Source organism: Janthinobacterium lividum (assembly GCF_034424625.1).
Lineage (GTDB): Bacteria > Pseudomonadota > Gammaproteobacteria > Burkholderiales > Burkholderiaceae_D > Janthinobacterium > Janthinobacterium lividum.
In genome coordinates, this window is record NZ_CP139976.1 from 958559 (window position 1) to 972003 (window position 13445).

Below are 13445 nucleotides of genomic sequence, written 5' to 3' on the forward strand. Positions count from 1 at the left end.
AATCGCGGCGCGGATGATACGACCGCCATCGGGCAGCCGCGCGCCCGGCAAGGCGCCATTGGGCTATGCTATGGCGTACCGCGTCCTGGAGACTAGATGAAAAATTACCACAAAGAAGATTATCCCGTCGCCGACATCCGGCGCTTCCTTGAACCGGGGCCTGTGGTGCTCGTCAGTTCAACGTGGAAGGGTGAGAGCGACGTCATGACCATGGCTTGGCACATGCTGATGGAATTTACGCCATCCTTGCTGGGCTGCTTCATTTCCGACGCGAACCACAGCTATGAAATGATCAAGCGCAGCATGGAGTGCGTGATCAACCTGCCCACGGCCGATATGGTCGACCAGGTGGTGGCCATCGGCAATTGCAGCGGCGAAGATACGGACAAGTTCACGGCCTTCGGCCTGACGGCCCAGCCGGCCGAGCAGGTGGGCGCGCCCCTGATCGCCGAGTGCTACGCCAACTTCGAATGCAAGCTGGCCCAGGTGTCGGGCAACCCGAAAGGCGGTTTCTTCATTTTCGAGTGCGTGAAAGCCCACGTGGCCACGTCGCCCAAGCTGCCCGAAACCCTGCACTACCGTGGCAACGGCGAGTTCATGGTGTCGGGCCGCACCATCAGCCGCAAGAGTTTAATGAAACCTGAAATGTTGTAGGTCCGTGTAGGTCGGATTAGCGTGCAAGCGCGTAATCCGACAACACCGTTGGCCGATGATTAAATCACCCCCTGCGCCAGCATCGCGTCGGCCACTTTGACGAAGCCGGCGATATTGGCGCCATCCACATAGCTGACCGTGCCGTCGGCGCGCGTGCCGTACTGCTTGCACGCGGCGTGGATGCCTTGCATGATCTGCAGCAAACGCGCATCGACTTCTTCGCGCGGCCACGATATGCGGGCCGCGTTCTGGCTCATTTCCAGGCCGGACGTCGCCACGCCGCCCGCATTGCTGGCCTTGCCCGGCGCGTACAGCACGCCGGCCGCTTCGAAGGCCTTGGCGGCCTCGATGGTGGTGGGCATGTTGGCGCCTTCGGCCACGCACTGCACGCCATTGGCAATCAAGGTGCGCGCATCGTCGATGTTCAGTTCATTTTGCGTGGCGCAGGGCAGGGCGATGTCGACCGGCACATGCCATGGCGATACGCCTGCTTCGAAGCGCACGCCCGTGCGCGCGGCGTAATCGCTGACCCTGCCATACAGATGGTTCTTGATCTCCATCAGGATGGCCAGCTTTTCCGGCGTGAAACCTTCCTCGTCGATGACGGTGCCGCTCGAATCGGAGACGGTGATGACTTTCGCGCCCATGGCCATGGCTTTCTCGACCGCGTATTGCGCCACGTTGCCCGAGCCGGACACGGACACGCGCATGCCTTCGAACGAGCGGCCCCGGGTTTTCAGCATTTCCTGCGCGAAATACACGGTGCCGTAGCCCGTCGCTTCCGGACGCATCAGCGAGCCGCCGAAGCTGGCGCCCTTGCCCGTGAATACGCAGTCGGCGCGGTTGCTGAGTTTTTTCATCATGCCGGCCATATAGCCCACTTCACGCCCGCCCACGCCGATGTCGCCGGCCGGCACGTCCGTGTCCGAACCCACATGGCGGAACAGTTCGCTCACGAAGGCCTGGCAGAAGCGCATCACTTCGCCCGGGCTCTTGCCCTTCGGATCGAAATCGGCGCCGCCCTTGCCGCCGCCCATCGGCAAGGTGGTCAGGGCATTCTTGAACGTCTGTTCGAAGGCGAGGAATTTCAGCACGGACAAGGTGACGGAAGGGTGGAAGCGGATGCCGCCCTTGTACGGCCCGATGGCCATGCTGTGCTGGATGCGGTAGCCGCGATTGACTTGTACTTGCCCGTGGTCATCGACCCACGACACGCGGAACATCACCACGCGTTCCGGCTCGATCAAGCGTTCCAGCAAGCCTTGTTCCGCGTATTTCGGGTGCTGTTCCAGGAATGGCCACAAGCTCTCCATGACTTCGGTGACGGCTTGCAGAAACTCGGGTTGACCTGGATTGCGTGCGGCGACATGCTGGACATACTCGTGAGCAGATGCGTATTTCATCAGAATTCCATGGAGGTAAACGGTTATTTGGGCAACTATCATCGCAGATTTTGCACGAAAATGGTGCGGAAATTTGGTTTTGAGGGGTTTCTGCTACATTCTGGAGCGCGCTTTCCCATCAAGCGGCGAGGCAAAGCAGATAGTGGTCTGGTGGAAAAAATGACCGAAAAACAAAAAACGCCAGCGCGAGCGCTGGCGTTGCGGGCCGTTACATCGGATGCCCGGATCGTTTCGGGCGCAGCTCAGGCAAGAGTGCTTCCTTGCCGATGAGTAGCTGCATGGCGCGCTGCCGCAGCGTGTGGCGAATCCGGTGCGGGGCCCGGCATGCAATAGTGTCTAACAAGAAATAGGAAAGGGTGCGCAGGCTGGATGCCGGGCGCGGCACGCTGGCGCGCCAGTAACGTAGCGCCGCCCGCATGCCGGTATGGCTCAGCAGGGAACGCAGATTGTTCAGCCGGCGCGCGCAACGGATCCGCTTCGCCAGCGCTGGCGCCAGCTGCTCGAGATAGGGCGCGACAATGGCATCCATATTCAGGAAATGCTCGAACTTGCGCGCCGGTGCCGTCATCTGCGGATGATGTTGCCGATAGTGCAGCAGGACGTTGCTGCTGTAGCGGATGGACATGCCGGCACTCAGGCAGCGTATCCAGTAGTCGTAAGCGGCACCTTCCTTCAGTTGTTCGCTGAATGGCCCGATACGGGAGAGCAGCCGTTTGCTGAGCAACACGCCGGATGGCTGGATGGGAGAACCCAGCAGGCAGGCGGGCCAGGTGGCAAACTGCCGTGGCGTTGCCCAAGCCACGGGATTGCCGCCATGGCTGTTCAGCGTGGCAACTTGCGATACATACATGATCGCATCTGGCGTTACTGATGCGTGTACCTGTGCCAGTTGTTCAGCCAGTTTTCCAGGACACCAGATGTCATCGTCGTCGATGAAGGCGACCCATGGAAAACGGGCGGCGGCCACTCCCGTGTTCCGGGCGGCCGCCAGGCCGGTGCCCGCATTGTGCACGATGATTACGTGCGGGTAGGCTTGCCGGACGTAGGCGGCCGTGCCATCGCTGCTGGCGTCATCGATCAGCAAGATTTCCTGCGCGGGCCTGGACTGGGCCAGCAGCGATTGCAAGGTGTCGTCGAGAAAGCCCCTGGACCAGCCGTTCCTGGTGCAAATGATGACGCTGACGGGGGCGACGCTCATGGCGCCACGGCTTCTGGCGGCGCAACACGGATGCGGATGGCTGCGCCGTCTTGCCGGATGTCATACGGTTGCAGTGTCAATGACGGGCACGATGATTTTCCTGTTTGCAAGTCGAACGAGATGGCACAGGCCGGGCAATACACTTTGTCGCTATCGGATCCGCCATCGGCCAGGTCTACGCCGTAATGCGGGCAGGCCGCGTCGTAGGCGCGGGTGCCGTCGCTGGTGCGCACCAGCATGATGCGATACGGCGCGGCATCGACGATGATGCGCTGGGTGTCCGGCCCGGCGGCAGGCAGCTGGCCATGTATGAAGCCGCTCGCCTGGTCGAGCTGGCCGGCAATGACGGGAACGGCTGCCGGCGTCTGCACGGGGGCGGCGACGACGGGCGCGCCGAAATTATCTTCGCGGCGCAGGTGCAGCACTTCATCGTGGCACTGCTCGATATCGGCGGCCCGGCGCCAGAATTCGCGCGAGTAAAAACAGGCGGGATCGAAGGTCGGGCGGGAAGCATTGAGGCGCATGGAAATGGCCACGCGCGTCGCGTCCGTCGTATTGAGGTGCGTGCCGTGCAGCACTTCTGGATCGAAGACCAGCATTTCGCCTGCCGCCAGCGGCAGATAAGTCGGCACCGGCAGGCGGTAGCCCGCTTGCAGGTACAGCGTGCGTCGCTCGCAGGGCAGCGAGGCGTTGGCCAATTCCGGATACAGCACCATGCCCGCTTCCGCCGGCACTTCGCCGATGGCCCACCAGATATTGCGCCCGTCCCGCGAATGGCCGGCCCAGCTATCGATGTGCGGACCATGCGCCCAGGCGGCGGGCGGGTGGCCCCGGTGATAGTCTTTCGGCGCGTACACGGGGTCAACGACTTTACGGGCTTGAAATTGCTCGCGCACGGACGCGCTGAGGCGGCCAATGCCGGGATTTTCGCTCGCCGGATTGGTCTTGCGCGCCACTTCATAGGGGAAGTTGATGCGCAGGATCAAATAGTCATCCACATAGAAATCACCATCCCAGCCCAGGATCTGGCGGCCGACGGCCGTCGCCATGGCCAGCAAGGGCTGGCGCAAGCGTTCCAGCACCTGGTTGCGCAAGGACGTCACATCGTCGGTGTCGATCACTTCGTGCAGCCGCTCGATGCCATGCTGGCGCAGCACCTGGGCTGCCGCGGTGCCCTTCATTTGTTCGACCGTGGAAATGATTTCGCTGAGCACGCGTTCGGTCATCGTTGCCCACGGAGCGAGTTCACGGACGTGACACTTGAGCCACACGCCCTGTGTCGAGGATGGAGCGCTCATCTTCATTGCTCCGATGCCAGGGTGCGCAATGTCTGCAAGCCGTGCACCGTGATCTGGCGCAATTCTTGTATCAGCGGCAGGGCGTTCTGGCGGGCGCGGTAATACTGCGCGGCCGAGCGCGCGCGGTCCATGATGGCGCTCACGCAGTCGCCACTTTGCATCAGATCGACATCCCACGACGCCATGCCGATGGTGGACAGCATCGAGCGGCCCCGTTCGTCATACGACAGGTTGATGCTGTGCGAGCCCATGGCCAGGCAGGGCAGGAAGCCATGCAAGCGGTAGCTGACGTGCAGCTTGCAGGTGCGCAGCGCCTCGATGTAGCGGCCGACTTCGTCAAAGTACAGGGGCGCCGCGTCCGGGAAGCCGGCGGCGAATTCGAGGTCGATGTAGTCGTGGCAGGCCAGATAGACCGGTTGCGCATATTCGGCACGCAGGGCGGCAATCAGGCGGCGCAAGTCTTCGGCGATGCGCCACTGTAAGGGGGCAGGAACGCTCATGCGCATGGGATGACGGATGGAAATGATCACGCCGCCCCTGGCCGCTTCACCCTCGGCATTCGGCGGCAGGTACAGCGTGGGGCAGCCACCGACCGTCACCTTGGCGCCAAGGTCGGCGAGGATTTCCTGCGAACCCGTGTCGCGCACCATGGCCACCTTGGCGTGCTCGACCAGGTGCCGTATCGCAGTCGGGCTGAGCGCATCGGTGCGGTCTTCCATTTGCCCGTCGCGGCCCGTGATGCGGCCGTGGGATAGGCCCATCAGCATCATCGGCCGGCGCAAGGCATTGACGGCCTGGACATCATAGGATAGCTGGCCGTTTTCAAACAGGTTCCCGCCGCCGACGATAACGGCGTCGGCGAGGCGGTTCATGTCATAGATCTGGCGTGGCACCAGGCCGCCAAACTGCGGTCCCTTCAAGGCGGGAATGCTGACGACATTGGTGGCTGCTCCGAACACTTCGTAGAGGAGCTCTGCTGTAGCGTAGCCGATGAGGTCGTTGCCGATGTTGCGAGTGGTGGGCCGCACCATAAAGATATTCAATGTTCGTCCTTCTTGTTGTACGTGTTTAAGGAAAATGGGGAGGCGGGGCGTTGATTAGCCGCGTGCCGCAAGTTCTTCGACGAGCGTGCGCATGCGCGATTTCAGTTCCAGATCACCCGGGTAGGCGCCCCGATCCACGTCCAGCATGCGCTGGGCGCTTGCCGCATCGGCGTTGACGCCGAGCAAGGCGGCGATGTCATCGATCAGCGTCATGTCGTGCCGGTTGACACGTTCGGTACTGATGACGAGCGGTTCGATACCCCGTTGCCTGAACCAGTCCTGCCAAAGCTGTTCATCCACGGCAATCAACTGCATGGCCTTGCGCGCCGCCAGTTTGAGGCGCCAGGTCGAGTAATTTTTTGTTACCGGGGCGACTTCGAAACCCCAGCGCCCCGTGATCATGCAGGTCGCCAGGGATGCCGCCTGGGCGAGCTTGTTGTCGCGGATCAAATGAACGACCGTCGCGCCTTCGAACAAGGCGGTAAAGTCGTGCGGATACGGCCATTTTTGCATCTGGGGAAACTGGATATTCGATGCGAACAGGCCATTCGCAGAACGCCTGGCAAAAATATGCGCGAGGTAATCCTGTTTGTTGATTTGCCAGCGCTCCGTCAGCGCCTGCACGCTATTGTCATTGAAATACTCCAGCGGCACGCCGATCCCTGCGCCGAGTAACAGGCGGGCCAGCCGCTTGCTCGATGCGCGTGGCGCTGCGCAGACCAGCAGCTTTTTATCGGGGAACGCCGGCGACGTAGTATCGTAAGGAAACTCACGCATTTCTGCGGGTGTCGGGCGCGTGGCGCCTGTCCACACGGACTTGGCTTCAGTCAACGAAGTTGGAGAACGTTCATTCATGAATAGGGAGATAGGCCAGCTGCGCCATGTTACGTGCGATCGGATGTATTCAAAGCAAGGGAGCAACTGACTTCTTTTGAAAATATATTGCTTTAAAATACTATCGTACTTCATGCTATCTATGGAACGAAATTGCATTTTATTTATGTTTGCATGTCTCTCTCTAGCAACTATTGGTGGCCGCTAGCAAGTTGAGCCGCGCACCAACTACAACGCCAGCCCGAAGGCTGGCGTTGTCGTTGCGGATCGCCTGGTCAAGCCAGGATCGTCATCACCCCGCCATGCTGCGCAGGATCAGCCCCGTGATGTAGGCGCCGTAGGTGCCCAGCGCATAGCCAAGCACGGCCAGCAGCACGCCGACGGGGGCCAGGGCCGGATGGAAGGCGCTGGCGATGACGGGGGCGGAGGCGGCGCCGCCGATGTTCGCTTGCGATCCCACGGCCATGAAGAACAGGGGCGCGCGGATCAGTTTGGCGACGAGCAGCATCAGGCCGCCATGCACGGCGATCCAGATCAGGCCCAGCAGGAACAAAAACGGCTTGTCGAGCAGGGCGCCCAGGTCCATGTGCATGCCGATTGTCGCCACCAGCACGTACAGCATGGCCGAGCCGATGGTCGAGGCGCCCGCGCCTTCCAGGCTGCGCGCCTTGGTAAAGCTGAGCAGCAAGCCGAAGGTGGTGGCGAGCACGACGATCCAGAAGAAGTTCGACGTCAGGCTGTAGTCCTGCAAGCGCCATGCGGCGGGCATGGTGTTGATCCAGCTGATGATGGGGCCGGCCAGGAAGTGCGACAGGCCCGTCACGCCCAGGCCCACGCCGAGGATGATCATGATGTCGGTCAGGGTGGCGATGCGCGCGTGTTGCGTGCGGTAGCTTTCGATGCTGTCCTTGAGCGCGTTGATGGCCGTCAAATCGGCCCCCGTCCAGCGGTCGAAGGCGCCCGCGCGGCCGGCCAGGAACAGCAGCACGGCCGTCCAGACGTTGGCCACCAGCACGTCGACGGCGACGAACTGGCCGAACAGGGTGGCATCCACTTCAAACACTTCCTTCATGGCCGCCTGGTTGGCACCGCCGCCTATCCACGAGCCGGCCACGGTGGTCATGCCGCGCCACGTGTCGCCTGCCACCGTTTCCGGGTGGATCAAACGCAAGGCTTCGAACGAGACGAGGGCGCCCAGCATGACGCCCAGGGTGCCGGTCAAGAACATGATGATGGCCTTGGGGCCGAGGCGGATGATGCCGCCGAAATCGATGGCCACGCACAGCAGGACCAGCGCGCTGGGCAGCAGGTAGTCGCGCGCCACCGCATACAGGCCGGAAGCGTTGCCATCGATGATGCCAAACGTGTTGAGCAGTGCCGGGATCAGGTAGCACATCAGCAGCGACGGGATATACGTATAAAACTTTTTCCAGAAGCCATCCTGGCGGGAGGCGGTCCAGAAGACGGTCCCCAGGGTCAGGGCGAGCAAGCCGAGGACGACGGCGTCATTGGTGATCAGGGCGGTAGTGGCAGGTGGCATCGGGGATTCCGGTGAACGTGTCAGGGACGCACCGGGTGCCGATCAGGCCCCCGGGCGCAGGGTGGCCGTATCGTATAGCAATGTTGAAGCCTAAACAAATTGCTTAGACGGTGGTGCGTGGATTTTTACTTGCCAAATCAAACACTTAGATACTGGTTCCTCACCCCGCGCGGCAGACTGGCGGTTACAAATAACGTGCCAGCAAGGCCTTGTCGAGGGCCCCGTCGAGTTCGATGCGCACGAAGTGGCCGCTGCCGGGCGCCACCTGGATCTCGCTGCCATCGTCGTCGAGCATGCGCGCAATGGTGAAATCGCGGTTGCCACCCGGATGCACGGCCTCGATGCGGTCGCCCACGGCGAAGCGGTTTTTCACTTCCACCCTGGCCCAGCCGTCCGTCACGCCCAGCACGTCGCCCACGTACTGGCTGCGGTCCGCCTCGGACGCGCCTCGCATGTAGTTCTGGTGCGTCTGCGTGTGGTGGCGCTGGTAGAAACCATCCGTATAGCCGCGGTTGGCCAGGCCTTGCAGCTGACCTAAGAGACCAATATCGAAGGGGCGGCCCGCCACGGCGTCATCGATGGCCTGGCGGTAGACTTGCGCCGTGCGCGCCGCGTAGTACAGCGACTTGGTGCGGCCTTCGACCTTCAGCGAGTCGACGCCGATTTTCACCAGGCGCTCGATGTGCTCGACGGCGCGCAAATCCTTCGAATTCATGATGTAGGTGCCGTGCTCGTCCTCGAGTATCGGCATCAGCTGGCCCGGACGCTGGGCTTCTTCAATAAAATATGGCTGGTCGGCCAGCGGGTGGCGCGGCTGCTGGTGCAGGGCGGAAAACGCGTTGTTGTCGGCTTCGGCCAGCGCCTGGTGAAATTCCAGCGGCACTACCTGCATGCCGCCCAAGTCGCCGCTGGCGTCTTCGGACGCATTTTTCACCTTGTAATCCCAGCGGCAGGAATTCGTGCACGTACCCTGGTTCGGATCGCGGTGGTTGAAATAACCGGACAACAGGCAGCGGCCCGAATAGGCGATGCACAGGGCGCCGTGGACGAATACCTCGAGCTCCATTTCCGGGCAGCGCTGGCGGATTTCCTCGATTTCGTCGAGCGACAATTCGCGCGACAGGATCACGCGCGTCAAGCCCATGCGGTGCCAGAATTTGACGTCGGCCCAGTTAACGGCGTTCGCCTGCACCGACAGGTGCACGGGGACGTCCGGCCACTTGTCGCGCACCATCATGATCAGGCCCGGGTCGGCCATGATCAGCGCGTCGGGACGCATGGCGATCACCGGCTCCATGTCGCGCAAATACGTTTTCAGCTTGGCGTTGTGGGCGAAGATATTGCTGGCGACAAAAAATTGCTTGCCGCGCGCATGCGCGCCTTCAATTCCCTCCTGCAAGGCTTGCAAGGTCGAAAAATCATTATTGCGCACACGCAAGCTGTAGCGCGGCTGGCCCGCGTAGACGGCGTCAGCGCCAAAGTCGAAGGCGGCATGCATCTTGGCCAGGGAGCCGGCAGGCAGGAGGAGTTCGGGAGCGTGGCGCATGGAGGAGGGGCAAAGCCGGCGATTGTAAGCGGGCGGCGAGCGCATTGCATTGCCCTGGATCAAGGGATTGCAAGGCGCTGCGCCGTGGCAGCCTAGGTGGCCGGACAGATGTTCTGGTTGGCGCGGAACAGGTTGGCGGGATCGTATTGCTTCTTGATGCGCGCCAGGCGCGGATAGTTCACGCCATACGCGTCGGCCGTGCGCCCGCTTTCATCCTCGGTCAGGAAATTGACGTAGACGCTGCCCGTCGCATACGGTGCCGCGTCGTTGAAGAAGTCGCGAGCCCAGGCGATGCAGCGCGCATCATCGGCCGGCTCGTCCCAGCGCGTGTGCACGTTCATCACGTACAGGGCGTCGCGGTGCGGATAGGCCGTATCCTGCGGCGCCGGCCGGCTCGCCTGCGCGCCCAGCAGGCCGAGGAAGATTTCGCATTGCGGCGTCGGCAGCTTGCCGGCATGGCGGATGACAGTATCGATGGCCGCGTCGCTGAGCTGCGTGAAGTTGTGCGATTTCCAGTAATTGCGCGCGCCCGGCGTGAGCAGGGCATCGAACGCCTGTTGCCAGGCCGTGTACGGCATGCTGCCCAGGTGCATGCCCAGCGGCTGGCCGAAGCTGCCGATGCGCTCGATCGCTTCCTGCATGGCGGCAGATTGCACAGGTGAAAAGACGGGCAGGACCAGCACGTCCTGGCCGTGCACTTCCGGTGGCAGGAAGGGCAGCGGCGGCGCCTTGCGCAAGACGGCCCAGACGGTCAATTCATCGGGCATGCCGTCGACGAAGTCGCGGTATTTCGTCAGCACCGCCTTGGCTTGCGCGTAAGGAAACACGATGAGGCCAGCCGTGACTTGCGGCCCCACCGGATGCAGCTGGAATTCGAAGCGCGTGACCACGCCGAAGTTGCCGCCGCCGCCGCGCAAGGCCCAGAACAGGTCGGGATGCTCCGTCGCGCTCGCATGCAGGAATTGTCCGTCGGCCGTGACGACGTCGGCCGCCAGCAGGTTGTCGGCCGCCAGGCCCAGCGTGCGGCTGAGCCAGCCAAAGCCGCCGCCCAGGGCCAGTCCTGCCACGCCTGTGGTGGAATTGATGCCCAGCGGCGTGGCCAGGCCGAACGCTTGCGCCTCGTGGTCGAAGTCGTGCAAGGTAGCCCCGCCTTCGACGTGGGCGCGGCGTTGTTGCGGATCGATATGCACCGAGCGCATGCCGGACAGGTCGATCACCAGGCCATCGTTGCACAGGGCGCTGCCGGCGATATTGTGGCCGCCGCCCCGCACGGCCAGGGGCAGGCCGTGGTCGCGCGCATATGCCAGCGCCGTGCGCACGTCGGCCATGCCCGCGCAGCGCGCGATGAGGGCCGGATGCCGGTCGATCATCGCATTCCAGACGGCGCGCGCGCTGTCGTAGCCGGCGTCGTTCGTTTGTAACAGTTGCCCTCTCAATGAGGCTTGCAACTCATTGAGCTGGCCGTTCGTCAAGGTATTCATCGTGTACCTCCCAGCGGCTGCATGCGGTTATGGGTATGGTGACGGGAAGCAGGAGGACTGTCCCCGCGTGCCGGCCTGCATGCATCGTTTGCCAGCGCGTGGTTTCATGATAGGAAGGCACCAGACGGTACGCAAGCCCAGGTGCTGGCAACTGAAACAAGGAAGTGCGAGGGCTTGCGCTGCGACAGACGATGGGCTGCCTGAACGACGGGGTTGCCGCTTCAGGCGTAGGGCGTGCCCGCCATGGCGGCGTTCAAGCCCGTGTGTCCCCGGTCTACCAGGGACAGGAAGCCGGCCTTGGCCAGTTGCGCGTCGCCATGTTGCGTGAAGGCACGGTGCGCCTCGATGAGGGCGGTGCTCCACGTGGCCAGCAGCAGGCTGGCCGCCAGGTGCGCGAGGGGATCGCTTGCATCGCGCCCCGTGGATTCGGTCAGCGCTTGCGCCACTACTTGCGCCAGTTCGTCGCGGATGGCCCGCGCCCGCGCTTTCAAGGTATCGCTGGCTTCGATGGTGGCAATGAAACCCTGGCCAGCGGCGGAAAAGGTGATGTAGGGACTGTCTTCCAGTACCAGCCGGTGCGCCAGCAGGCGCAGGGTTTCGATGGGCGGGATGGCGGGATCGCGCTGGCGCAAGGCGTCGCGCAGCAGTTCGCGCCCTTCTTCCTCGCGGTCGAAGAACATGTCTTCCTTGCGCGGGAAATGGTTGAACACCGTCATGCGTCCCACGCTGGCCGCCGCCGCGATCTCGTCCACCGTCACCTGCTCGAAGCCGCGCACGAAGAACAGGCGCGTGGCGGCATTCGAGATGGCTTGGCGGGTGGCAAGGCGTTTGCGGGAGCGGAGGTCGGAAGGAATCGTCATGTTGCCACGATCATACACGAAGTGTACTGAGTACAGATAAGGCTTGCTGGCGCGGCAAGGTTGGGCGTACTATTTTATGTACTGAGTACATATTTAGATTGAGTATATGAAAGAATCTGTTCCTGTGGCGGCATTGCCCGTCATCTTTACCACTGTCGTGCTCGACGCCGTCGGCATCGGCCTGATCTTTCCCATCCTGCCGGCGCTGCTGCGGGAGGTCACGCACGCCGATAACGTGGCGCCGTATATCGGCATCATGACGGCCCTGTATGCGTTGATGCAGTTCATCTTTGCGCCCGTGCTGGGGGCCCTGAGCGACCGCCTGGGGCGGCGCCCCGTGCTGCTGCTTTCGTTGGCGGGCGCGGCCGTCAATTACCTGTTCCTCGCCTTTGCGCCGAGCCTGTGGATGCTGCTGCTGGGGCGTGCCATCGCCGGGTTGACGAGCGCCAACGTTTCCGTGGCCACCGCCTACATCACCGACATTTCTCCCGAGGCGAAGCGGGCGCACCGCTTCGGTTTGCTCAACGCCATGTTCGGCGCAGGCTTCATCATCGGTCCCGTGCTGGGAGGCGCGCTGGGCGATTACGGGCTGCGCCTGCCGTTCATGGCGGCAGCCGTTTTGAATGCCGGTAATTTGCTGCTGGCCTGGCATCTGCTGCCAGAATCACGCCACCCCTCGCGCACGCCGACACGGGGGAAAAACGACCTGGCGGCATTGAACCCTCTGCGCCCGTTGCGCTGGGTTTTCTCGGAGAAAAGCTTGTTGCCGATTACCGTCATCTTCTTTACCTTCAGCGCGGCCGGCGAAGTGTATGGCGTGTGCTGGGCGCTGTGGGGCCACGATGCGTTCGCGTGGAACGGGCTGTGGATCGGCCTGTCGCTGGGCGCCTTTGGCGTGTGCCAGGCGCTGGCCCAGGCTTTTCTACCTGGCCCGGCCGTGAAACTGCTGGGCGAGCGCGCCACCATCCTGGCGGGCGTGGCCTGCGCCTGCGTGGCATTGACCGTCATGGCGTTTGCCACGCGCAGCTGGATGATCTTCGCCATCATGCCCGTGTTCGCCTTGGGCGGCATCGGCGCGCCGGCCCTGCAGTCGCTGGCCACGCGCCAGGTGGCCGAGGACCGGCAAGGCCAGTTCCAGGGTGTGCTGGCCTCGGCCGTGAGCCTGGCGTCCGTGCTGTGCCCGCTGGTGTTTTCCAGCATCTATTTTGGCGTCAGGGCGTACTGGCCCGGCGCCGTCTGGCTGTCGGTGATTGTCGTGTACGCGGCACTGGTGCCGCTCGTGCTGGGCTTGCGCTTGCAGAAGCCGGCGCAAGCCCAGGCAGGCTAGTGCGCGTGCGAGGCCCCGCTGCTGCCGGCTTGCCCGGTCATGGGCAGATGTTCGGGCGGCATGCCGTCCTTGAACAATTGGCGTAGTTGCTGGCGCAGCTCCGGCGTGTCGTGGTGATGGTGTACCGAGACTGCGTGTTCCACAGCAATGCCCAGCAGCTCTTCCTCGCTGTCAGCCGAGATGGTTACCGAGCAATGCGTGTCGCTTGGGAATTCCCTGCAATCGATGTATTTGCGCGTCATGATCGACTCCTTTCTGGAA

General features: G+C 62.8%; 12 protein-coding genes. 2 read left to right on the forward strand and 10 right to left on the reverse strand.

The genetic code is table 11. From position 1 onward, the window contains the following. Positions 1-96 precede the first annotated feature (96 nt). A complete protein-coding gene (locus U0004_RS04255) occupies positions 97-654 on the forward strand; it encodes a flavin reductase family protein (RefSeq protein ID WP_070259865.1) in 558 nt (185 codons plus the stop codon). A gap of 59 nt (positions 655-713) precedes the next feature. On the opposite strand, the gene gdhA is transcribed toward U0004_RS04255, so the two are convergent. The 9 genes from gdhA to U0004_RS04300 form a co-directional block, all read right to left on the reverse strand. Further along, positions 714-2057, reverse strand: a complete 1344-nt coding sequence (gdhA, locus tag U0004_RS04260) for an NADP-specific glutamate dehydrogenase (protein WP_034784281.1) — start codon at positions 2055-2057, stop codon at positions 714-716. Between the two features lie 208 nt (positions 2058-2265). After that, entirely contained in the window at positions 2266-3255 is a 990-nt protein-coding gene (locus U0004_RS04265; RefSeq protein ID WP_070259863.1) for a glycosyltransferase family 2 protein, read from the reverse strand. Continuing rightward, positions 3252-4553 (reverse strand): Rieske 2Fe-2S domain-containing protein, encoded by a 1302-nt coding sequence (locus tag U0004_RS04270; RefSeq protein WP_167468628.1) that lies wholly within the window; start codon positions 4551-4553, stop codon positions 3252-3254. The genes U0004_RS04265 and U0004_RS04270 overlap by 4 nt, the downstream gene beginning before the upstream one ends. A gap of 2 nt (positions 4554-4555) precedes the next feature. After that, complete coding sequence (locus tag U0004_RS04275) at positions 4556-5596, reverse strand: polysaccharide pyruvyl transferase family protein (protein WP_139144274.1); 1041 nt, start codon at positions 5594-5596, stop codon at positions 4556-4558. Positions 5597-5650: 54 nt separating this feature from the next. Beyond that, positions 5651-6451 (reverse strand): Stf0 family sulfotransferase, encoded by an 801-nt coding sequence (locus tag U0004_RS04280; RefSeq protein WP_167468629.1) that lies wholly within the window; start codon positions 6449-6451, stop codon positions 5651-5653. 271 nt (positions 6452-6722) lie between these two features. Beyond that, positions 6723-7970 carry a DUF819 family protein gene (locus U0004_RS04285; RefSeq protein ID WP_070259859.1) on the reverse strand — a complete coding sequence of 416 codons (1248 nt, stop codon included), beginning with the start codon at positions 7968-7970 and terminating at the stop codon, positions 6723-6725. 184 nt (positions 7971-8154) lie between these two features. Beyond that, entirely contained in the window at positions 8155-9516 is a 1362-nt protein-coding gene (gene trhP / locus U0004_RS04290) for a prephenate-dependent tRNA uridine(34) hydroxylase TrhP (RefSeq protein ID WP_070259858.1), read from the reverse strand. Between the two features lie 92 nt (positions 9517-9608). Next, positions 9609-10997: an FAD-binding oxidoreductase gene (locus tag U0004_RS04295; RefSeq protein WP_070259857.1), complete on the reverse strand. Its 1389-nt coding sequence runs from the start codon at positions 10995-10997 to the stop codon at positions 9609-9611. 221 nt (positions 10998-11218) lie between these two features. After that, positions 11219-11857 (reverse strand): TetR/AcrR family transcriptional regulator, encoded by a 639-nt coding sequence (locus U0004_RS04300; RefSeq protein WP_070259856.1) that lies wholly within the window; start codon positions 11855-11857, stop codon positions 11219-11221. A gap of 106 nt (positions 11858-11963) precedes the next feature. Here U0004_RS04300 and U0004_RS04305 point away from each other — a divergent pair, with 106 nt between their 5' ends. Further along, positions 11964-13184 (forward strand): TCR/Tet family MFS transporter, encoded by a 1221-nt coding sequence (locus U0004_RS04305; protein WP_070259854.1) that lies wholly within the window; start codon positions 11964-11966, stop codon positions 13182-13184. Here U0004_RS04305 and U0004_RS04310 read toward each other — a convergent pair. Then, positions 13181-13426, reverse strand: a complete 246-nt coding sequence (locus tag U0004_RS04310) for a DUF1059 domain-containing protein (RefSeq protein WP_070259852.1) — start codon at positions 13424-13426, stop codon at positions 13181-13183. The genes U0004_RS04305 and U0004_RS04310 overlap by 4 nt on opposite strands. Between the last annotated feature and the right edge of the window lie 19 nt (positions 13427-13445).

Bases quoted from the DNA above. Each gene is read 5' to 3' on its own strand.
- U0004_RS04270 (WP_167468628.1), bottom strand. From the start codon at position 4,553: ATGAGCGCTCCATCCTCGACACAGGGCGTGTGGCTCAAGTGTCACGTC.
- trhP (WP_070259858.1), bottom strand. From the start codon at position 9,516: ATGCGCCACGCTCCCGAACTCCTCCTGCCTGCCGGCTCCCTGGCCAAG.
- U0004_RS04310 (WP_070259852.1), bottom strand. From the start codon at position 13,426: ATGACGCGCAAATACATCGATTGCAGGGAATTCCCAAGCGACACGCAT.
- U0004_RS04300 (WP_070259856.1), bottom strand. From the start codon at position 11,857: ATGACGATTCCTTCCGACCTCCGCTCCCGCAAACGCCTTGCCACCCGC.
- U0004_RS04255 (WP_070259865.1), top strand. From the start codon at position 97: ATGAAAAATTACCACAAAGAAGATTATCCCGTCGCCGACATCCGGCGC.
- U0004_RS04280 (WP_167468629.1), bottom strand. From the start codon at position 6,451: ATGAATGAACGTTCTCCAACTTCGTTGACTGAAGCCAAGTCCGTGTGG.
- U0004_RS04265 (WP_070259863.1), bottom strand. From the start codon at position 3,255: ATGAGCGTCGCCCCCGTCAGCGTCATCATTTGCACCAGGAACGGCTGG.
- U0004_RS04305 (WP_070259854.1), top strand. From the start codon at position 11,964: ATGAAAGAATCTGTTCCTGTGGCGGCATTGCCCGTCATCTTTACCACT.
- U0004_RS04285 (WP_070259859.1), bottom strand. From the start codon at position 7,970: ATGCCACCTGCCACTACCGCCCTGATCACCAATGACGCCGTCGTCCTC.
- U0004_RS04295 (WP_070259857.1), bottom strand. From the start codon at position 10,997: ATGAATACCTTGACGAACGGCCAGCTCAATGAGTTGCAAGCCTCATTG.
- gdhA (WP_034784281.1), bottom strand. From the start codon at position 2,057: ATGAAATACGCATCTGCTCACGAGTATGTCCAGCATGTCGCCGCACGC.